20 protein-coding genes are annotated in these 19,459 nt (G+C 72.9%); 8 read left to right on the top strand and 12 right to left on the bottom strand.

Translation table 11 applies throughout. The features are described 5' to 3' along the window. Positions 1-35 precede the first annotated feature (35 nt). From ACP4J0_RS03405 to ACP4J0_RS03415, 3 genes are all read left to right on the top strand, one after another. A complete protein-coding gene (locus ACP4J0_RS03405; protein WP_426597100.1) occupies positions 36-1,016 on the top strand; it encodes a glycosyltransferase family 2 protein in 981 nt (326 codons plus the stop codon). Beyond that, positions 1,013-2,347, top strand: coding sequence for a polysialyltransferase family glycosyltransferase (locus tag ACP4J0_RS03410; RefSeq protein WP_426597101.1), 1,335 nt, complete (start codon positions 1,013-1,015; stop codon positions 2,345-2,347). Before ACP4J0_RS03405 ends, ACP4J0_RS03410 begins: the two co-directional genes overlap by 4 nt. 508 nt (positions 2,348-2,855) lie before the next feature. Beyond that, positions 2,856-4,007 (top strand): acyltransferase family protein, encoded by a 1,152-nt coding sequence (locus ACP4J0_RS03415; protein WP_426597102.1) that lies wholly within the window; start codon positions 2,856-2,858, stop codon positions 4,005-4,007. An 87-nt stretch (positions 4,008-4,094) separates the two neighbouring features. Here the strand turns inward: ACP4J0_RS03415 and ACP4J0_RS03420 are convergent, their stop codons facing one another. Further along, positions 4,095-5,327: a trypsin-like serine protease gene (locus ACP4J0_RS03420; protein WP_426597103.1), complete on the bottom strand. Its 1,233-nt coding sequence runs from the start codon at positions 5,325-5,327 to the stop codon at positions 4,095-4,097. 253 nt (positions 5,328-5,580) lie between these two features. Here ACP4J0_RS03420 and ACP4J0_RS03425 point away from each other — a divergent pair, with 253 nt between their 5' ends. After that, positions 5,581-6,621 carry a class I SAM-dependent methyltransferase gene (locus ACP4J0_RS03425; protein ID WP_426597104.1) on the top strand — a complete coding sequence of 347 codons (1,041 nt, stop codon included), beginning with the start codon at positions 5,581-5,583 and terminating at the stop codon, positions 6,619-6,621. Here ACP4J0_RS03425 and ACP4J0_RS03430 read toward each other — a convergent pair. Beyond that, positions 6,606-6,851 (bottom strand): TetR/AcrR family transcriptional regulator C-terminal domain-containing protein, encoded by a 246-nt coding sequence (locus ACP4J0_RS03430; RefSeq protein WP_426597105.1) that lies wholly within the window; start codon positions 6,849-6,851, stop codon positions 6,606-6,608. The two genes, ACP4J0_RS03425 and ACP4J0_RS03430, sit on opposite strands and share 16 nt — an antisense overlap. A 22-nt stretch (positions 6,852-6,873) precedes the next feature. Next, on the bottom strand, positions 6,874-8,454 hold the full coding sequence (locus ACP4J0_RS03435) for an acyl-CoA mutase large subunit family protein (RefSeq protein WP_426597106.1): 1,581 nt from the start codon (positions 8,452-8,454) through the stop codon (positions 6,874-6,876). A gap of 251 nt (positions 8,455-8,705) precedes the next feature. Here ACP4J0_RS03435 and ACP4J0_RS03440 point away from each other — a divergent pair, with 251 nt between their 5' ends. Beyond that, entirely contained in the window at positions 8,706-9,542 is an 837-nt protein-coding gene (locus tag ACP4J0_RS03440; protein WP_426597107.1) for a L,D-transpeptidase family protein, read from the top strand. Between the two features lie 135 nt (positions 9,543-9,677). On the opposite strand, the gene ACP4J0_RS03445 is transcribed toward ACP4J0_RS03440, so the two are convergent. The 9 genes from ACP4J0_RS03445 to ACP4J0_RS03485 all read right to left on the bottom strand — a co-directional run bounded on the left by ACP4J0_RS03445 (position 9,678) and on the right by ACP4J0_RS03485 (position 17,604). Further along, positions 9,678-10,937, bottom strand: a complete 1,260-nt coding sequence (locus ACP4J0_RS03445; RefSeq protein WP_426597108.1) for a hypothetical protein — start codon at positions 10,935-10,937, stop codon at positions 9,678-9,680. Next, on the bottom strand, positions 10,937-11,599 hold the full coding sequence (locus ACP4J0_RS03450) for an RNA polymerase sigma factor (RefSeq protein ID WP_426597109.1): 663 nt from the start codon (positions 11,597-11,599) through the stop codon (positions 10,937-10,939). Before ACP4J0_RS03450 ends, ACP4J0_RS03445 begins: the two co-directional genes overlap by 1 nt. A 361-nt stretch (positions 11,600-11,960) precedes the next feature. Continuing rightward, the gene (locus tag ACP4J0_RS03455) at positions 11,961-12,866 is read right to left on the bottom strand and encodes a hypothetical protein (RefSeq protein ID WP_426597110.1); all 906 of its coding nucleotides are present in this window, start codon (positions 12,864-12,866) and stop codon (positions 11,961-11,963) included. Then, a complete protein-coding gene (locus ACP4J0_RS03460) occupies positions 12,863-13,480 on the bottom strand; it encodes an RNA polymerase sigma factor (RefSeq protein ID WP_426597111.1) in 618 nt (205 codons plus the stop codon). The genes ACP4J0_RS03455 and ACP4J0_RS03460 overlap by 4 nt, the downstream gene beginning before the upstream one ends. A 102-nt stretch (positions 13,481-13,582) precedes the next feature. After that, on the bottom strand, positions 13,583-13,909 hold the full coding sequence (locus tag ACP4J0_RS03465; protein WP_426597112.1) for a hypothetical protein: 327 nt from the start codon (positions 13,907-13,909) through the stop codon (positions 13,583-13,585). Between the two features lie 149 nt (positions 13,910-14,058). Further along, entirely contained in the window at positions 14,059-14,445 is a 387-nt protein-coding gene (locus tag ACP4J0_RS03470; RefSeq protein WP_426597276.1) for a hypothetical protein, read from the bottom strand. A gap of 189 nt (positions 14,446-14,634) precedes the next feature. Beyond that, positions 14,635-15,222 carry a hypothetical protein gene (locus ACP4J0_RS03475; protein WP_426597113.1) on the bottom strand — a complete coding sequence of 196 codons (588 nt, stop codon included), beginning with the start codon at positions 15,220-15,222 and terminating at the stop codon, positions 14,635-14,637. An 87-nt stretch (positions 15,223-15,309) separates the two neighbouring features. Then, positions 15,310-15,879 carry a hypothetical protein gene (locus tag ACP4J0_RS03480; protein ID WP_426597114.1) on the bottom strand — a complete coding sequence of 190 codons (570 nt, stop codon included), beginning with the start codon at positions 15,877-15,879 and terminating at the stop codon, positions 15,310-15,312. Positions 15,880-15,990: 111 nt separating this feature from the next. After that, positions 15,991-17,604 (bottom strand): beta-N-acetylhexosaminidase, encoded by a 1,614-nt coding sequence (locus tag ACP4J0_RS03485; RefSeq protein ID WP_426597115.1) that lies wholly within the window; start codon positions 17,602-17,604, stop codon positions 15,991-15,993. Between the two features lie 212 nt (positions 17,605-17,816). On the opposite strand from ACP4J0_RS03485, the gene ACP4J0_RS03490 reads away from it, so the two are divergent. From ACP4J0_RS03490 to ACP4J0_RS03500, 3 genes are all read left to right on the top strand, one after another. After that, on the top strand, positions 17,817-18,329 hold the full coding sequence (locus tag ACP4J0_RS03490; RefSeq protein WP_426597116.1) for a 2-oxo-4-hydroxy-4-carboxy-5-ureidoimidazoline decarboxylase: 513 nt from the start codon (positions 17,817-17,819) through the stop codon (positions 18,327-18,329). Positions 18,330-18,574: 245 nt separating this feature from the next. Next, positions 18,575-18,955, top strand: coding sequence for a succinate dehydrogenase, cytochrome b556 subunit (sdhC, locus tag ACP4J0_RS03495; protein WP_426523219.1), 381 nt, complete (start codon positions 18,575-18,577; stop codon positions 18,953-18,955). Positions 18,956-18,960: 5 nt separating this feature from the next. Further along, positions 18,961-19,443 (top strand): succinate dehydrogenase hydrophobic membrane anchor subunit, encoded by a 483-nt coding sequence (locus tag ACP4J0_RS03500; protein WP_426523218.1) that lies wholly within the window; start codon positions 18,961-18,963, stop codon positions 19,441-19,443. Positions 19,444-19,459: the final 16 nt, after the last annotated feature.

Here is a 19,459-nt window from a genome sequence, read left to right on the forward strand (position 1 = left end):
AGCCGGGTGCCGGGCCGCCGCCTAACGTCGGTCACGTGCCAAAGCTCTCCGTCATCGTGCCGTTCTACAACGTGCGGCAATACGCACCCGACACCCTGCGGAGTCTGCGCGCGAACGCGCGGGACGACTTCGAATTCATTCTCGTCGACGACTGCTCGTCGGACGGGACCGTGGACCTCCTCGCGCGGGCCGAGTCCGAGCTGCCGGGGGCGGTGCTGGTCCGACACGAGCGGAACGGCGGCCTGGCCACCGCCCGCAACACCGGCATCGAGCGGGCGCGCGGCGAGTACGTGACCTTCCTGGACGGTGACGACTGGCTGGCCCCCGGCTACTACGACCGGCTCGTCGCCGCGATCGAGGAGCTGGGCTGCGACTTCGTACGCACCGACCACGTCCAGTGCACGGCGCGGGCCCGCGTCGTGCACCGGGTGCCGCACGGCCGCCGCAACGTGCCGCTGCGCCCGCGCGACGCGATCCTGCCCGCGCACCGGTCCACCTCCGTCGACTACGCCTACGCGTGGGCCGGCATCTACCACCGCCGGCTGGTCGAGCGCGGTCTGCTGCACTTCACCGACGGGCTGCGCACGGCCGAGGACCGGCCGTGGATCTGGAAGCTGCACCGGGAGGCGGAGTCCTTCGCGGTGACCGGGCTGCTCGGCGTCTTCTACCGGCGCGGGGTGGCGTCCTCGCTCACCCAGATCGGGGACGTCCGCCAGCTCGACTTCATCCGCGCCTTCGACGAGGTCGTCGCCGGGGCGGCCGAGGACGCCGACGCGGCGATTCTGCTGCCGAAGGCCGTACGCACGTACTGCGCGATCATTTCCCACCATCTCGGTTCCATCGAAAGGTTCGAACCCGCCGTGGCCCGCAAACTGAAGGTGCTGAGCGCCGCCGCGCTGCGGCGGATGCCGCAGGACGCGCTCGACGAGGTGCTCGGCTCGATGGACGCCGAGCGCGCCACCCGGCTGCGCCGGCTGCGCCGCCGTGCGGTGCCGGCCACGGAGGTGGCCGCGTGACCACGCAGATCTTCCTGGCGTCCACGCTGTACGGCACGGCCACCCTCGCCGCCGCCCTCGACTCCGGCTGCTTCGACGCGGCCGACCGGCGGATCCTGCTGGTCTCCAACAACGCGGCGACGCCCGAGACGACGCCTTCCGTGGACGAGATGCCCGGGTTCGAACAGCTGCGGACGCGGTTCGACGACGTGGTGTCGTGGAACGAGGCGATCTTCCCCTTCCACCCCGGCGGCTGGTCCCCGCGGGTGGAGGACGCGCCCATGTGGGAGCGGTATCTGCGGCTGGCCTGGGGAATCGGCGACGACGACGTGGCACTCGCCGTGGAGTCGATCCAGGTGCACCCCGCGCTCGGCGTCGCGGAGATCTTCACCGACGCGCCCCTGACCGTCTACGCCGACGGCCTGATGAGTTACGGCCCCACCCGCAACAAGCTCGACCCGCTGGTCGGCACGCGGGTGGAGCGGCTGCTCCACCTCGACCTGGTACCTGGCCTCGAGCCGCTGCTGCTGACCGAGTTCGGTGTCGGGGCGGAGATCGTGCCGACCGAGGCGTTCGTCAAGGTGCTGGCCGAGCTGGCGGACACCGGCGCCGGCCTGCCGGACGTGGAGCGGCCCGCGGTGCTGCTCGGCCAGTACCTGTCGGCGCTGGGCATCCTCTCCGCCGAGGAGGAGGAGAGCCTGCACGTGACCATGCTGACCGGCGCCGTCGGTCTCGGGCACACCCGCGTGGTCTTCAAACCGCACCCCACGGCCCCGGCCCGCTTCACCCGCACCCTGGAGCAGGAGGCGGAGAAGCTCGGCGTCGACCTCACCGTGGTGGAGACGCCGGTCCTCGCCGAGGTGCTGTACCGGCGGATGCATCCGGCACTGGTCGTGGGCTGCTTCTCCACGGCCCTGCTGACCGCCTCCGCGCTGTACGGGCTGCCGGTCGCCCGGGTCGGCACCGAGACGCTGCTGGACCGGCTGACGCCGTACGAGAACAGCAACCGCGTCCCGGTCACCATCGTCGACGCGCTGCTGCCCGAGCCGTCCGAGGCGGCCGCCGTCACGGAGGGGCGGCAGGGCCTGGACACCGACGCCCTCGCCGCGCTGGTGCGGGCCGTCGGATTCGCGATGCAGCCCAAGATCCTGCCCGAGCTGCGGCCGGCGGCCGAGGAGTACCTGCGGGACAACCTGAACGCCCGCACCCGGCGGTACTTCAAGAAGCGCCGGCTGACCTCGCTCGGCCTGCCCGGCGGCATCCCGGAGCGGCTGGCGTTCCTGCCGCACAATTCCACGGCACGCAAGGTGGTGCGGCGGGCGAAAGCCATTCGGCGCTCGATCAAGAAGTGAGGTGACCACCGGCGTCGAGGACATGCACGCAGGATGTCGCGATCGCCGAACCGCACTCCGTTCGCGTTCCCTCGATCCGCCGCTTGCCGCGTCCCGGCCGAAGACCTGACGGGAATTCCCCTCGGAACGAACACGTCTGTTGTGCATCCGCGCGTCACAGCCCTCTCCGGACCGGGCTGGTCGTCCGTGTTTTTCGCCGTCTTCACCGGGAACCACCACCGCCGACGTACACATGGGTGAACTGGAGTACGGCTTTCGAAGAGATTTTCCCGTACGCGCACGAGACCGAGCACGTCATGGCGTGCGGGGCCGCACCCCGGGAGCCGGCCGGACACCGGGAGTTCCACAGATGTTCTCGTGCCCGTCCGCTCGGTTGTTCATCTTCCGAACAGGCACTGCCTAGCCTGTGCCGCACCCGTCCCCCGGGCGAGGCCGCCCACCCCGCACGTCCGCGGGCGTCCTGAGAAACCGACATCGACCGGGCAGCGGTCAAAGGAGTAGTACGAGCGTGACCGAGACGGCCGTGAGCACCCCGACAGCGCGGCCCGGTCCGGCCGCTTCCCCCAAGGCACCGGCCGGACCGGCACCGGAACGGCGGAAGCCCGCGCCGGGCCGGCTGCGCGCCCTGGACGGACTGCGTCTGGTGGCCGCGCTGATGGTGGCGGCGTACCACTACGGCGGACGCGGCGGCACCGTCACCGACGCCTGGGGCACCTCCCCCGCGCTCCAGTTCCCGACCCTGCACACCCTTTTCGCCTACGGCTGCCTCGGTGTCCAGGTCTTCTTCGTGATCAGCGGGTTCGTGATCTGCATGAGCGGCTGGGGGCGGTCCCTGACGTCGTTCTTCGCCTCCCGCGTCTCCCGGCTGATGCCCGCCTACTGGGTGGCGGTCGTCCTGGTGACCGCGGTGTTCGCCCTGCCGGCGGTCGCCTACGAGGCGGTGTCGCCGAGCGACGCCCTGGTCAACCTGACGTTGCTGCAGCAGCCGCTGGGCGCGGACCGGGTGCTGGGCGTGTGCTGGACGCTGTGGGTGGAGGTCCGCTTCTACGCGCTGTTCGCGCTGTGCGTCGTACTGCCGGGCACCGACCGCCGACGGGTCCTGATGTTCTGCGGCGGCTGGCTCCTCGCCGCGGTGCTGGCGCAGGCCGCGGACGAGCCGCTGCTCGACCTGGTGCTGATGCCGGAGTACGCCCCCTTCTTCGTGGGCGGCATCGGCCTGTACCTCGTCCACCGCGACCGGCGGGACGCCCACGGGTGGGGCATCACGGCCGTGAGCTTCCTGGTCGGGCAGCACTACGCGGTCGCCGAGCTGTGGAACGCCGCCGACCCGGAGGCCTTCGCCCACCGCACGACCTTCGGCATCGTCCTCGTCGTCGCCTTCGGCTTCCTGGCGGTGGCGGCGATCGCGCTGGGCTGGCTGAGCCGGGCGAACTGGCGCTGGCTGACGGTGGCCGGGGCGCTGACGTACCCCTTCTACCTGGTGCACGAGCACCTGGGCTGGGTGGTGATCCGCGTCCTGCACCGCGATCTGCACGTGCCGTCGGCGGCGACCTTCGTGCTGACGACGGCTGCGATGCTGCTGCTGGCCTGGCTGTTGCACCGGTTCGTCGAGAAGCCGCTGACCCCGCGGCTGCGGTCGGCGCTCTCCCGGACGCTCTGAGCGCGTCCGGGCCGCCCCGGCGTGCGGAGGAGCGACCTCCGCACCGCACGCCGGGGCGGCCCGCGCCGCCTGTGACGCCGTGCGACGTCAGCCCAGGGGCAGCGGAGCCGGACCCGCCGGGGCACGGCCCGTGACGCGGAAGGTGTCGGCGTGCTCCAGCGTGAAGTGCTCCCAGCCGCCGACGACGGTCGTCGGGCGGGCGCGCAGCAGGTTCGCGTCGTCTCCGGTGAAGTTGGCCTCGGTGGTGACGTACTTGTCGTTCGCCTCCGACCGCAGGGCGTACTTCTGGCCTCCCTGCGGTACGAGCGTGAACCGCTCCCACCCGTTGAGGGCCTCGCTGCGGGCGCGCAGCACGCCCGCGTAGGCGCCGGTCTCGTTCAACTCGGTGGTGACGAAGAGACCGTTGGCCGCGGACCGGAGGCCCACCGTGGCTCCGCCGTCCCGGGTGTGGAGCGTGAACTGCTCCCAGCCCGCCACCTCGTCGCTGCTCGCCCGCAGCATGTCCTCGTGGATGCCGGAGGCGTTCAGGGCGGCGGACACGTACTTGCCGTTCGCCTGCGCCTTCAGGGACCAGCGGGCGACCTGGGTGCCGACCCAGTCCGTGATGTCGTCCAGCCTGGTCTCGACGGCACCGCGGCGGGTCTCCTCGGACCCGAAGCATCCGCCCTGCCAGGAGCGGCTGCTGATCGCGACCAGCTCGTCGCCGCCGGCACCGGAACGGACCGCCGGGCCGCCCGCGTCGCCCTTGCAGACCGCGGCGCCGTCCTGCCCCTCCACGTCCAGTTCCGCGCCGCGGGTCCCGGTGACGGTGAACGTTCCGGCGTGCGCCCGCAGGGGCGCCCATGCGTCCGCGGTGCGTCCGTAGCCGGCGACGGTCAGTTCCTCGCCGTCGACGGGCGCCTCGGCGCTGAGGGGTACCGGAGCGATGTTGTACGCCGGCGCGGACAGCCGCGCCAGCACCAGGTCCCGGTCCGTCCGGGGGACCAGTTCCACGATGTCGCGGACGACTCCGGCCGTCGTGGTCAGGTCGGTGCGTCCCACGGTGACCTTGGCCGGACGGGCCGGCGGGCCCGCGGGGACCGCGGTCGGCTGCGCCGGGTCCTCGGCGAAGCAGCTCGCCGCCGTGACGATCCACCGGGCCTCGACGAGCGCGCCGGAACAGGCGCGGTCCGTGTCACCTATCTCGATCCTCGCGACGTAGGACTTCCCCGCGTCGCCGACCGGCTCGCCCACGGTCGCCCGGGCCGGGCCGGCGACGAGCGTGCCCGCCACGACCAGCACACCGGCGAGCCAGGCGCCGGGTCTCGCACTCTTCATCATGTTTTCCGCATCCCTGTCATGTTTCACGGCATACGCTGTTCGGCGGTTCTCCGCCTGGGTACTTCCACGACTCTGAACGCGTCATGTAATCCCCGGCTCCTTAAATCCGCCTGTACCGGAGGTGTCCGCGAGGTGCGCCACGCCGGATCCGGAGAGTGCCCGTCAGGGCACATTGGGCGATAAGTGTGATGTTCCGCTCATGGGATTGCGCGAGCCGTTCACACGGCAGACGGCGAGGGGGCATGCTCGCCACATGGCCACTGCGCAAGAGACGCACAAGCACCCCGGTGAGCTGAACGACGTCCCCGGCTGGTTCTGGCCGCTCGACCAGGTGCTGTTCTCCTGGTTCCTGGAGCGGCAGGAGCAGCAGGACACCCGCGGCGACCTGCTCGAACTGGGCGCCTACCTGGGCAAGAGCGCGATCCTGCTGGGGCACCACCTGCGGGACGGCGAGACGCTCACGGTCTGCGACCTGTTCGGGACCGAGCCGCCGGACGCGGCCAACCGGGCGGAGGCGGCGAAGTCGTACTCCTCGCTCACCCGGCAGGCCTTCGAGCAGAACTACCTCTCCTTCCACGACACCCTGCCGACGATCGTCCAGGCCCCCAGTTCCGCGATCACCGGCGAGGTCGCGCCCGGCACCTGCCGCTTCGCCCACATCGACGCCTCGCACCTGTACGAGCACGTCCACGGCGACATCGGCGCGGCCCGGGACCTGCTGCTGCCCGACGGCATCGTCGTCCTCGACGACTTCCGCAGCGAGCACACCCCGGGGGTGGCCGCCGCCGCCTGGGAGGCCGTGTTCAACCGGGGGCTGCGTCCCGTCTGCCTGAGCAGCCAGAAGCTGTACGGCACCTGGGGCGACCCCGAGCCGGTGCGGGAGGAGCTGCTCGCCGCGCTGCGCGGGCGCGACGACTGTGCCGTGACCGTGGAGCAGGCCGCCGGGCACCGGCTGATCCGGGCCCGCGCCAAGGGCAAGCGGATGCATCTGCCCTCGCTGCCGCCCTCGCGGCACCCGGCACCCGCGGCGACGCCGAGTCCGCAGGCGCCCGGCTCGCCCGCGCCGGCCTCCTCGGCGCAGCGGCCGGATGCCGCGCCGGTGCCGGAGCAGACCAAGCAGGCCGGTCCGGCGGACCGCGCGGCACGGGCTATGCGGCCGCCGACTCCGCGCGACCGCACCCGCCGTCTCGCGCTGGACCTGCTGCCGCCGGCCGTCACCCGTGCGGTGCGCCGGTACCGGGCGGCGCAGCGGGCGAAGGCTCCGGGTACGGGTACGGGTCAGCCGAGGCGGTAGGCGGCCCCGATCCCCTCGACCACCAGGGCCGGGCCCTCCTCGAAGTGCCGCTCGCAGTCCGTGAAGACCTGCGCGCCCGCCTGAGCCGTCCAGGGGTATTCGGCCATCAGGCGGGCGCGTTCGTCCAGGCCGTAGCCCTCCCGGCGCTCTCCGGGCAGCGGGTGCGCGCCCTGTTCGGGAGCCCTCTCCACGAGCCTGACCGGGAACGTGACCTTTTCGCCCCCGATCACCCGTTCGAGGTATGGGCCAGGCTCAGAAGGCATCCGAGGGCACATACGTCCCCCAGACCTCCCGCAACGCGTTGCACACCTCGCCCACCGTCGCCCGCGCCCGCAGCGCGTCCTTCATCGGGTACAGGACGTTGTCCTCCCCCTCGGCCGCCTTCTTCAGGGCCGTGAGCGCGGTGTCCACCGCCTGCTGGTCGCGCTCGGCGCGGAGCTTGGCGAGGCGTTCGGCCTGCTGGGCCTCGATGGCCGGGTCGACGCGGAGGGGCTCGTACGGCTCCTCCTCGTCGAGCTGGAAGCGGTTGACGCCGACCACGACCCGCTCGCCGGAGTCGGTCTCCTGGGCGATGCGGTAGGCGGAGCGCTCGATCTCGCCCTTCTGGAAGCCGTGCTCGATCGCCGCGACCGCGCCGCCGAGGTCCTCGACCTTCCGCATCAGCTCCAGCGTCGCCGCCTCCACGTCGTCGGTCATCTTCTCGACGACGTAGGAGCCGGCGAACGGGTCGACGGTCGCCGTCACGTCCGTCTCGTAGGCGAGGACCTGCTGCGTGCGCAGGGCCAGCCGCGCCGACTTGTCCGTCGGCAGCGCGATCGCCTCGTCGAAGGAGTTGGTGTGCAGGGACTGCGTGCCGCCCAGGACCGCGCCCAGGCCCTGCACCGCGACGCGGACCAGGTTGACCTCGGGCTGCTGCGCGGTCAGCTGCACCCCGGCGGTCTGGGTGTGGAAGCGCAGCATCAGCGACTTGGGGTTCTTCGCGCCGAACTCCTCGCGCATCACCCGCGCCCAGATCCGGCGGGCCGCGCGGAACTTGGCGACCTCCTCCAGGATCGTCGTACGCGCCACGAAGAAGAAGGACAGCCGGGGCGCGAAGTCGTCGACGTCCATGCCGGCCGCGACCGCCGTGCGCACGTACTCGATGCCGTCCGCCAGCGTGAACGCGATCTCCTGCGCGGGCGACGCGCCCGCCTCGGCCATGTGGTAACCCGAGATCGAGATGGTGTTCCACTTCGGGATCTCGGCCTTGCAGTACTTGAAGATGTCCGCGATCAGCCGCAGCGACGGCTTGGGCGGGAAGATGTACGTCCCGCGCGCGATGTACTCCTTCAGCACGTCGTTCTGGATCGTGCCGGTCAGCCGGTCGGCGGCCACCCCCTGCTCCTCGGCGACCAGTTGGTAGAGCAGGAGCAGCAGCGAGGCGGGGGCGTTGATCGTCATCGACGTCGACACCTTGTCCAGCGGGATCCCGCCGAACAGCACGCGCATGTCGTCGATCGAGTCGATCGCCACGCCGACCTTGCCGACCTCGCCGCTCGCGATCGGGGCGTCCGAGTCGTGCCCCATCTGCGTGGGCAGGTCGAAGGCGACCGACAGTCCCATCGTGCCGTTGGCGATCAGCTGCTTGTACCGGGCGTTCGACTCCGTCGCCGTACCGAAACCGGCGTACTGGCGCATCGTCCACGGCCGGCCCGTGTACATCGACGGGTACACGCCCCGGGTGAAGGGGTACTTCCCCGGCTCGCCCAGCTTCTCCGCCGGGTCCCAGCCCGCCTGGGCATCGGGCCCGTAGACCGGTTCGATGGGCAGTCCGGACTCTGACTCGCGCGCCATGGTGTGATGCCTCCCGCTGAGCACATGTTCGAACTGCTCGAACTATCCGTCAATTGCTCGCCACTGCAGACCGATCGTCCGACGGACTGTATCCGCGCGCGTGCGCCCGGTGGAGAGGCCCACGCTGGGACCTTGCTCACAACCTTGTCGCGGTCCCGGTCACAACGATGCCGCGCCGTTCGCGGAGCGTCATCCGCGGGGAACATCTCGGGGGACGTCCGTGCGGGACGGTGAGACGGCGGGGGGCCGTGATGCGTATGACGCGGGTGGGAAACAGGGGGAGGGCGGCTGCCGTCGCCCTCGGGGCCGTACTGGCGGCGGGCGGCTGCACCGTGCAGGGCACGGTCGCCGACGGCGGGGGGCGCGCGCCGGTGCACATCGACGTCACCGGCGCGCCGCCGAAGCACACACCGGCGGGCGACCGGCCGTCGAGCGCGCCGCCCGCCCGCGGCGAGCCCCCGGTGCTGTGGAGGCGGGGCGACACCGGCCGGGACGTCCGCGAACTCCAGGCCCGGCTGCGTCAGGTGGAGTGGCTCGTCGACGGCCCGACCGGGACGTACGACGACCTGACCGAGCGCGCGGTGAGCGGTTTCCAGGGCAAGCGCGGGCTGCCCGTGACGGGCCGCACCGACACGGTCACCTGGCAGCGGCTGCTGGGGATGTCGCGCGAGCCGGGCAAGTGGGAGCTGTACCTGATGGGCGGGCAGCCGGCCGCCGCACCCGACCCGCGCTGTCTGACCGGCCGGGTGCTGTGCGTCAGCAAGTCGAGCCGGACGCTGCGCTGGATGGTCGACGGACGGACCGTGTCGACGATGCCGGTGCGGTTCGGCTCCCAGTACACGCCGACCCGGGAGGGCGTGTTCCGCGTCTACTGGAAGTCCCGCCACCACGTCTCGACGCTGTACGACTCGGCCATGCCGTACGCGATGTTCTTCAGCGGCGGTCAGGCCGTGCACTATTCGCACGACTTCGCCGCCCGCGGCTACGCGGGCGCCTCGCACGGCTGCGTCAACGTACGGGACGAGGCGGCGATCGCGGAGCTGTACGCCCAGGTGCGCGACGGCGACAAGGTCGTCGTGTACCGGTGAGGCGGCGAGGCGCACGGGGAAGGGGGCGCGGGCGGGACCGGGGGAACATGTCCCGCCCGCGCCAAGGTGCACGAGCCGTAGGTACGGGGGGAACCCCGGCTCGGTGCAACAGCCGATGACCAGTCGGCTCACTCATTACTGCGCCATGGCGCCCGAAAGTGTCACACCCGCGGCGGGGAAACCCTCCAGAGTCCGCGAAAGCGCAGGTCGGAGGGCGTCTCCGAGAGCGGACGAGGTGTGCGCCGGGTATGCCGGCCGCTGCTGGGGCAGAGGTGGGTGGGCCCAGGGGGCGTGCGGACCGTGGTGGTGCCCGACGGGCGGGGTTATGTGAGGGCCGTCGTCGTCATCGTCCTTGCCGCCCTTGTCACCGCCACCCTTCTTTCCGCCTTCGCCCCCCTTGCCGCCGTTGCCGCCCTTGCCGCTGTTGCCACCGTTGCCGCTGTTGCCGTCTTTGTCGGGCTTGTCGCCCTTGCCGTTCCTGCCGCCGGAGCCACCCGAGTCCTTCCCGGTCTCTCCGGACTCGTCGGGCTCCCTGCCGTCCTTGCCCCTGCCGCGGCCCGGGGCGGCGCCGACAGACCCGGCGAGGAGGTCGGCGCAGTACTTCCCGACCCGGGACGAGCCCCCGGCCGCGTCCTTCAGCGCACGCCCGCGGGAGCCCTCCGGTTCCCTGCCGGCACGTACGTCACGGCAGGCCGCCACGAGCTCCGGCCACCCTCCGCCGGAGCCGCTTTTCGCCCGGTCGTGGGAGGTGTCGCCGGAACCCGGCCCGGGGTCGGAGCCGCGGTCCCCGGCCGTGCCGCCGTCCACGCCGTTCCCCGCGCCGCCCCGGTCCGGCGCGCCGCGCGCCGGGCCGCCGGGCGCCGATCCGCCCTCCACGTCGTCGAGCGGCGCGGGCGAGGCGGGCGGGCGGTCGGGGGACGCGGCGGCCGAGACGGTGGCGGCGGGTTCCGGTTCGGTGCCGTCGAACGGCGCCGGCAGGACTCCGGTTCCGGCGGCGACCGCCACCCCGCCGACCATGCCGGCGGTCAGCGCGGCGGCCAGCCCGAAGCGCAGCGGACGGCTCCAGCGGGGCCGCCGGGCGCCGTCGCCGCGCGGGGCGATGCGGACCAGTCCGGCGTCGGAGGGCTGTGTGCCGGTGCCGCCCCCGGCGACGGCCGGCGTTCCCGTCGGCGCGGCCGTACGCTCGGCCCGCGCCGCGCGGAAGGCGGCCAGCGCGGCGGCCTCGCCGGGGAGTTCCTCGCCGCTCGGGACCGGTGGCGCGGAGAGTGCGCCCAGGGCCCGGGCGAGCCGCTCGGCCCGGTCGCGGTCCGCGGGGGCGACAGCCTCGAGTGACTCTCCGCGCAGCAAGATCTCCGCCGTTTCGCGGTCCAGCCACCTGTCCTGCTCGTCGGCCATCACATGTCCTTCTGCGTCCGCGCACGCGTATGCGTCACAGTCGCGGACGTCACCGCACGGTGGTGCGGTTCTCGCTGAGGCGGCAGGGCGTCGAGCCCGCCACCCGATTCCGGATCGCCGCCGAGCAGTTCGGCCAGACGCCTCAGGCCGCGGTGCGCCGCCGTACGGACGGCGCCGGGCCGCTTGCCCAGTGTCTCGGCGGCACTCTTGGCGTCGAGGCCCACCACCACGCGCAGGACGACGGCCTCGGCCTGGTCCTGGGGCAGCCGGGCGATGAGGGAGAGAGTACTGCCGGTGGCCAGGGCCTCCATGGCCTCGTCCGCGGTGTCGGACTCGGCGGGCCTGCCGGTCAGCTCCGTCTCGTCACCGCCCGTCGCCGGCCGGCGACCGCGCATGCGGATGTGGTCCAGCGCGCGGTTGCGGGCGATGCGGGCGGCCCAGCCCCGGAACCGGTCGGCGTCGCCGTCGAACCGTTCCAGGTCACGGGCGATCTGCAGCCAGGCCTCGGACGCCACGTCCTCGGCGTCCAGGTCGCCGACCAGTGTCCGTACGTATCCCAGCAGCCGCGGATGCACCGCGCGGTACACAGTCCGGAACGCGGTCTCGTCCCCGTCCTGTGCCGCACGCACCGCGGCGGTCAGCTCCGCGTCGTCCCCCAGCACCGAGCCTCTCTTTGCGCCTCAGCCGGCGCCGCTCTCGCGGACCGGGTACTCGCCGTCGTGGTCCCTCACTTGATGGTCGCGGTGGTCCACTGCGGGTGTGGAGCGGGAGTGAGGCTCCCACTGATCGGCGCGAATGGCACGTTACGTCTTGAAACCGCCACTCGTCCATGTCCTCATCCCATTGCCGTACAAGATGCAACTAAGCCGTGACGCGGTGGGGTGTGACAGAAAACGCAGTCGCGGCGCTGTAGGGAGTACGGGCCGCCGCGCGGCCCGTGCCGCGCGACGGCCGGGGCCTCTCCTGTGGGGGGTGGCGGCTCCGGCCGTTGCCTCGGCCACCTCGCCCGTCGCCGGTGCGAGGTTACTGGCCCTTGCCGGGGGCCCGGTCCGCCGACCCCGTGCCGCCTCCGTCGCCGTTCCCGTTCGCCGCGTCACCGGCGTTGCCGTTCGAGCGGCCCGGCTGGGCCGGCCCGGCCGCGCCGCTCGGCCTGTTCGTGTCCCCCGGGGTCCTGGGGGTGGCAGGGGTTCCGGGGGTGCCAGAGGCACCTGGGGTGCGCGGGGTGTTCGGGGTTTCCGGGGTGCCCGGGGTGCTCGGCCGGTCCTGTCCGGCGCGCTGCTCAGCGCAGTAGGAGGCCACGTTCCCCGGATCGCCCGCCGCCGCGACGAGCCCCTGCCAGGCCGTGGCGTCCAGCGCCTCGCCGCGGCCCTCCAGCCGCTCGTACGCGCGGCAGCGGGCCTCCGTGTCCCGGGGGGCGGCCGGGCTGTCCGGCCCCGCGGAGGTGGCGCCGGGAGCCGTGCGGCCGGGGCGCGGGGTGTTCACCGGCCGGACCTCGGTGCCGCCCGTGGAGGCAGGCGGACGGGAGGGGTCCGGCCCTGCGGCGTTCGTGGCCGAGCCGCCTCCGCCGCCGATCGCCGCGTAGGCGACGCCGCCCAAGGTGATGCTCGCGAGCAGCACCGAGAGCGCGGTCTTCAGCGTGCGCCCCGCGCCTCTGCGTTCACGCGGGCGCCAGTCGTCCCGCCGGCGACTGCGCGCCGCCCGGCCCGGCGCCGCGTCCAGGGCGGCCCGGAACGCGGCCACGGCCCGTCGCTCGCCCTCGGCGTCGACGTGCTCGTCCCGCAGGGCGGCGGCGAGCAGCCGCTCCGTCCCGGGGGTGTCGTGGCGGACGGGACGGGGTCCGGCATGGCCACCGCCTTCGCCGTGCTGTGCGCCCATGTCCGCCTCCGTTCCCGCTCGGTCGGCCGGGACGCCGCCGTCGGTGCCCGTCATGTCGACTCCCCCAGCGTCCTGGGCGCGTCATCCGTCACCCGGTCGACACCCATCTGCCGTGCCAGCCGCTTCAGTCCCCGGTACGTCGCCGTGCGCACCGCGCCCGGCCGCTTGCCGAGGACGCGCGCGGCGGACGGCCCGTCGAGGCCGACGACGACCCGCAGCAGCACGGCCTCGGCCTGGTCGCGGGGCAGTCCCGCGACCAGGGCCAGGGCGGCCTCGGTGGACAGCGTCTCCAGTGCCTGGTCGTGCGTGGAGTGCGGGCCGGGCAGGTCCAGGACGTCCTGTTCCAGTGCCGTCGCCCGGGGCCGTACCTTCTGGCGGCGCAGGTGGTCCAGGGCCCGGTGCCGGGCGATCGTCGCCGTCCAGCCCCGGAAGCCGGCCCCGTCGCCCCTGAAGCGCCGCAGGTCGCGGGCTATCTCCAGCCACGCGTCCGACGCGACGTCCTCGGCGTCGTCCCCGACGAGTCCGCGCAGGTAGCCCAGCAGGCCGGGCTGCACGAACCGGTAGGCGGCCGCGAAGGCGGCCTCGTCACCTTCCTGGGCCCGCGCGACGGCCGCGCCCAGTTCCCCGTCGTACACCTGTACGCGACGGGGTTCACCTCGCTGGCCCAAGAACCGTCCTCGTCCGTACCGAGTTCTCCGCGCGCTCGGGTGAGCCCGCCCCCACGGTCATCAGCGTCGGCGCGCACGGAAGTGTCACAGGGAGCGGACGTGTCACGGCGCGCGGTGCGGACGGAGGGCCCTCACGTGACGGCGGTCCGCACGCGCCGGGCCCGCCCGGCGCACGCGGACCTCGTCGGCGTGGGCGCCCGGGCCGCGCAGTGTGCCGGGTGCCCGCTCGTGGCCGGTGCCGCCCTCGCGCACTCCGCCGATCGGGAAGTCGCCGATCCGCGGGCCGGCCGGGGAGCAGTCCAGCGGCAGCCGGTCGCCGGCCGTGGCGCGGCGGACCGACGCCGCCGCGTGAGCCCGCATCGCGCGGGCGCGCGGTATGCGGCCGCCCGCCTCGTCCCGCTGCTCCACCCGGACCACCCACCCCTTCACGCCGGTGACGGGAGTCCGCGCCCGCGGCCCGGCTCCCACACTGATCCAGCGGACGGGGCGCCCCGGGTGTCACAGGTCCGCGGCCGGTGCGCCGTTTCCGCACACCCCATGACAGGCGAATCGTTTCCGCACGGTCCTCGGCCGGGCCCTCACCGGGTCGCCCCCGTGTCCCGGCACAGCAGCCGGAGCGATCCGTCGCCGGCGAAGCAGCGGCGGGCCTCGTCGATCGGGTCCCACAGCCGTCCGTCGGGGGTGCGGACCCAGTGGTCGCCGCCGGTCGCCCACCATTCGCCACCGGTCTGCCGCACGATCACCTCGCCCGCGTAGGCGCCGAGTCCGCGCAGCACCGTCTCCACGGCGGCGTACGGCGCTCCCTCGCACCGGATGCCGTCGATCACCCGGTCGACGCGCCACAGGCTCTGCGCCGAGTAGTCCAGGCGTATCCGGGCGCCCTCGCGCATCGTGGACACGGCGTCCGCCGCCCACCGCACCGGCTTCGCGGCGGCCGACGGCCGGGTTTCCTGCTGGGTCGTCAATCCGCTGGTCACAGTCGTCACATGTGCTGGAGCGCCGCCGGGCCGACTTTCGTCACACGATTGCGCGGGCCGTTCCGCAACCGGCGCAGGACCACCCCACGTCCACCACGTCCGCCGCACCTCCGCCGCACGACCGTCACAGACGGGGGCGGTGGCGGACCCGCGGCCGTCCGGTGGCCGGTACGGCGGTCAGCCCCGTCCGCGCGCCCGGCGGGACACCACCGCGCGCAGCACCCGGCGGCCCTCCGTGGAGACTTCCATGGCTCGGCGCAGGCCGGCCGGGCCATGGCCGGCGAGCACTTCCAGGACGGTGACCTGGCGGCGCAGTTCGGCCGCGACGAGCGGCGACAGTCCGTCCGTACCGCCCTCCTCACCGCCTTCCGCACCGCCTTCCCCGCGGGCGGCGGCGACGGTGGCGGCGTCCACCGCGGGGTCGAGGAGCCGGTGGACGCGGAGCGAGGCGACGGAGCAGGCGTCGGCCCACGCCCGTATCCCGGCGCCGGAGCACTCGGCGGGCACGGCGGCCAGCATCCGGCGGGCCAGGAGTACGGCCTCGTCCTCGCCCTCGGCGTCGGGACCGGCGAGCCTCTCGCGCACCTGCGCCAGCCCCGTTGCCCAGCCGGGCCCGTCGCCGGCGTCACCGGCGAGGCTCGCCCACAGGGGCCTGAGGACCTCGTCGTCACCGCCCAGCAGGGGAACACAGCGATCGAAACAAGCCAGTCCACTCCCGGCGAGTCCGCGTGTGTCGGCCCGCGCGATCAGTTCCACCAGGCTCATCCGATGCCTCCCTGCTCCTGCCGCTCCGTCCCGTCCACCACCACGGAGCCCGCACTTCCCCTTACTGCGTGCGACGGTCCGGGAGTGTCACAGCGGCACCACACCCAGCCGGTCGAGGAACCGGAAGAAGAGGTTTTCGGCCACCGGTCCGTCTTCGTGGGCGGCATCAGCACCGGCACCGGCGACTGCTTCGGCACCGGCCTCGGCACCGGCCCGCGGGTCGGCCGACAGCACCTCCGCCAGTTCCCCGGCGCTCGCGGTGCGCCCGGCCTCGGCGGCCCAGGCCACGGCACGCTCGGCGGCGTCCCGGGGCTCCAGGAAGTAGTCCTCGAGGGTGAGCCCGTCGTTCTCGGCCCCGAGGTACCCGGCCATCGCGGCCCGGGCCAGGCAGGTCGTCCACGCCCCGCTCTCCGGCGCCGCCGCCTCCACGACCACGCAGTCGCTGTCCATGACGTACCCGAACAGCGCGGGCGCGCCGGTCTGCCCGGCCAGGTCGTTCATGTTCCCGACGTCTCCGTCGCCGCCCGGGAACTCCCACACCTGCCAGCCGTCCGGTGCGGACCGGCGCAAGGTCATGTCCGCGGCGCCCGACAGCGCGTCCAGTTCCGCGAGCGGCCGCTCGGCGCGGCCCACGACGAAATACCCCCAGTAGCCCATGTCCCGGCTCCCCCCGGCGTGTCGGTTCGGCTCGTCCACAGACCACCACAGCCGTACGGGAGTTCGCAGCCGTATCGGACAATCCGCGCGATGCCCGGGGGGCGTGCGGAATCAGTCGAGCCGGTTCGCCAGCGCCTTGAAGTCCGCCCAGGACAGCTCGGGCTCGTCCGGGTCCCACAGCTTCTGGACCGTCGCCGCCAGGGGCAGCCGGATGCCTTCGGCGACCTGGGCCTGCGTCTGGGCGTTCGGCAGGTCTCCCCAGACGGCGAAGCTGCCGCCCAGGATCTGGTCGTCGTACTTCGCGTCGACCGGGGTGGTGCCGCGCACGACGCGCGGGGTCCACTGCTCGTAGATGCGCTCGCCGGTCGGGTAGACGAAGGTCTGCGGCTCGCCGAGCACGTAGTAGAGGAACTCGTCGTTGTAGTTGAGGACCTCGCGGCCCGCGCTCAGGTACTCCGTCGGCGGGCGGGCGCCGATCTCCTTGCCGGTCCAGTAGGCGACCTTGATGTCCTTCAGGGGTTCGACGGAGGTGTCCTTGAAGAAGCCGTCGTTCCAGGCGCGCGGCGTGCGGTCGTGGGCCAGGGCCGTCTCGGCCCGTCCGTTCAGCCAGCCGGTGGTGAGGTCGGCGACGGTGGCGCCGGAGCCGTACGCCTCGCGGGCGGCGGCGGCGAGTTGCGGGTAGGACGCCTCGGGGTCCGCCACGACGAGCGCCTGGTACTCGTCGGCGCCGAGGTGGAACCGGGAGCCGGGGAAGAGGCCGGCGTACTCGTCGATCAGGTCGTCGACGATCTCGGCGGCCTCCGGCTTGGAGATGTCGATCGCGCCGCGCGTGGGCGTGCCCTGCGCGTTGCGCAGCTGGAGGTCGGGGTGGGCGGCGAGCACGGCACCGAGGTGGCCCGGCGAGTCGATCTCGGGGACGACGGTGATGTGCCGGGAGGCGGCGAGGTCGATGATCTCCTTGACCTCGGCCTTGGTCAGGTGGTCGTCGGAGACGATCTCGGGGTGCGAGTCGGACTCGATGCGGAAGGCCTGGTCGTCGGAGAAGTGCAGGCCCAGTTCGTTGAACTTCAGGTCGCCGAGCTCGCGGATCCGGTCCTTTATCCAGTCGGCGTCGTAGTGCTTGCGCGCGATGTCGAGCATGAACCCGCGCCGCGGCTTGGCCGGCTCGTCCTTCACGACACCCTCCGGCGCGGTGCCGCCGCCGTCCACGGCCTGCTTCAGGGTGCGGGTGCCGTAGTAGACGCCCGCCTCGGCCGGCCCGCTGAGGGTGACCCGGCCGTCGCGCACGGTCATGGTGTACGACTCGGGGTCGGCACCCTTCTCCGCCCTGACGTCCAGCAGCACGTCCCCGGCGCGCTCGTCGTCCTTCTCCCCCGCGTACGTCAGCCCCAGCTCGTCCGCCATCAGTCGCCCCTCGTCGGCGAGCCCGGCGTCGGCGACGACGACGCGGTGCGCCTTCTCCGGCTGCCAGCCGGGGCCGCGGGCCGGGGTGTGGTCGCGTACGGCGGGTATGGTGAGCGGCTCCTCGGACAGCGGGTAGGAGCGGCTGGGGCTGGGTTCGGCCGCCGCTTCGGACGGTCCCGCGGCCGGGCCCCCGGGCCCGCCGCCCTCACCGTCGGTGGCCCACAGGCCGACTCCCAGACCGAGCGAGGCGACCACCGCACCGGTGATCACGGCCCGCTGCCTCACCTTGCGCGCCGGTGTCCGGCGTTCGTGCTGGCTCACAGCGCCAACCTACGGCCGTGAGCTCCACCATGCGTCCACCACATGTTCTGAAACTCTCCCGTTCGAGTGAAATTCGGGCATCGGACGGACACGTCATGCCGTCACTCGATAACGTGACGCCACATCTCTCGCACGATCCCCTGCCGACACACACGTGAAGCCCACGAGGAACCACGCTGCCTGCGCACCGTCTCCCAGACCTCCCCGGCCGAGTGGCCATACCGGTACCGGCGCAAACCCGCGTCACACCGGTAACCGCCTCCTCACTGGAGCACTTCAACACCGCCCCCGCCGACGAGGCCGTCGAGGCCCTCCTCACCTGCCTGAACAGCCACCACTGGGCCCACCGCCTCGCCGCCCACCGCCCCTACCCGGACCTGCCCGCCCTCCTGGCGGCAGCGGACGAGGCGGCGTACGACCTCTCCCCGGACGACCTGACGGAGGCGCTGGCGGCGGAGGCCCTGCCGGCCCTGCCCGCGGACACGTACGCGGCGGCCCACACGGCCCTGGGCGCGGCCACCGCGGTCTACGAGAGCCGGTTCGGACACGCGTTCGTCATCTGCCTGGACGGCATGCCCGCCAACGAAGCGCTGGACCACGCACTCGAAGGCATCCGGTCACGATTGGCAAACGATCCGGAGGAAGAACGCGGAGTCGCGGCGGAGGAACTGCGGCACCTGGCCAGGGCCCGGCTGGCCGACTCCCTGAGCAGCGCGGCCCCCTGACACCGGCGGCTCCGCCGCGGGCCGCGGCCGACCCGCGGCCCACACCCGGCAAACCGCCCGAACCACCCTCCTGCGGCCCGTCCGCTGCTCTTTTGAGTGCAACTTTGATCACACAGGCAGGCCCCCCGTAAGCGCCGCAGGCAACCGTCGCTACGATGCTGGGGGCCGGTGGACCGTACCCGGCCGGGCCCGACCGACAAGGAAAGCCGGCGCGGCCCCAATCCCCGCTCCCGGAGGAAACTTCCGTGCCGGCTGGAACGCTGTACCGCGGCCGGGAAGGAATGTGGTCCTGGGTGGCTCACCGAGTCACCGGCGTCCTCATTTTCTTCTTCCTGTTCGTCCACGTGCTGGACACCGCTCTCGTCCGTGTGTCCCCCGAGGCCTACGACACCGTCGTGGCCACCTACAAAACGCCGATCGTCGCGCTGCTGGAGTACGGCCTCGTCGCGGCCATCCTCTTCCACGCGCTCAACGGCCTGCGCGTCATCGCCGTCGACTTCTGGGTCAAGGGCGCCCGCTACCAGAAGCAGATGCTCTGGACCGTCGTCGGCCTGTGGGTCGTGCTGATGATCGGGGCGATCTACCCCGTCCTCGGCCACGCCGCTCGTGAACTGTTCGGGAGCTGACGCCAATGTCCACGACTGAATCCCCCGCTTCCGGAGTCGGCCCCGTCGAGGGTGCCTCGGTCTACACGGTCGACAACCCGGCGCCGCTCATCGAAGCCCCCCGCCAGCGCACCAAGAAGACCCCCAAGTCCACCCGGGGCAACTTCGAGATGGTCGCGTGGCTGTTCATGCGCCTGTCCGGCGTGGTGCTGGTCGTCCTGGTCATCGGCCACCTGCTCATCCAGCTGGTGCTGGACGGCGGCGTCTCGAAGATCGGCTTCGCCTTCGTGGCCGGCCGCTGGGCCTCGCCGTTCTGGCAGGTCTGGGACCTCCTGATGCTCTGGCTCGCGATGCTGCACGGCGCCAACGGCCTGCGCACGGTCATCAACGACTACGCGGAGCGCCCGAACACCCGGCTGTGGCTCAAGGGCCTGCTCTACACCGCCACGGTGTTCACCATCCTGCTGGGCACGCTGGTGATCTTCACCTTCGACCCGAACATCCGCTAGGCACGGGGCTGCGAAA

This window comes from Streptomyces sp. WG7 (genome assembly GCF_049975785.1).
Lineage (GTDB): Bacteria > Actinomycetota > Actinomycetes > Streptomycetales > Streptomycetaceae > Streptomyces.

Coding starts and splice junctions, on each gene's coding strand:
- ACP4J0_RS03480 (WP_426597114.1), bottom strand. CDS start 15,879: ATGGGCTACTGGGGGTATTTCGTCGTGGGCCGCGCCGAGCGGCCGCTC.
- ACP4J0_RS03440 (WP_426597107.1), top strand. CDS start 8,706: ATGCGTATGACGCGGGTGGGAAACAGGGGGAGGGCGGCTGCCGTCGCC.
- ACP4J0_RS03425 (WP_426597104.1), top strand. CDS start 5,581: ATGGCCACTGCGCAAGAGACGCACAAGCACCCCGGTGAGCTGAACGAC.
- ACP4J0_RS03455 (WP_426597110.1), bottom strand. CDS start 12,866: ATGACGGGCACCGACGGCGGCGTCCCGGCCGACCGAGCGGGAACGGAG.
- ACP4J0_RS03435 (WP_426597106.1), bottom strand. CDS start 8,454: ATGGCGCGCGAGTCAGAGTCCGGACTGCCCATCGAACCGGTCTACGGG.
- ACP4J0_RS03475 (WP_426597113.1), bottom strand. CDS start 15,222: ATGAGCCTGGTGGAACTGATCGCGCGGGCCGACACACGCGGACTCGCC.
- ACP4J0_RS03500 (WP_426523218.1), top strand. CDS start 18,961: ATGTCCACGACTGAATCCCCCGCTTCCGGAGTCGGCCCCGTCGAGGGT.
- ACP4J0_RS03420 (WP_426597103.1), bottom strand. CDS start 5,327: ATGATGAAGAGTGCGAGACCCGGCGCCTGGCTCGCCGGTGTGCTGGTC.
- ACP4J0_RS03445 (WP_426597108.1), bottom strand. CDS start 10,937: ATGGCCGACGAGCAGGACAGGTGGCTGGACCGCGAAACGGCGGAGATC.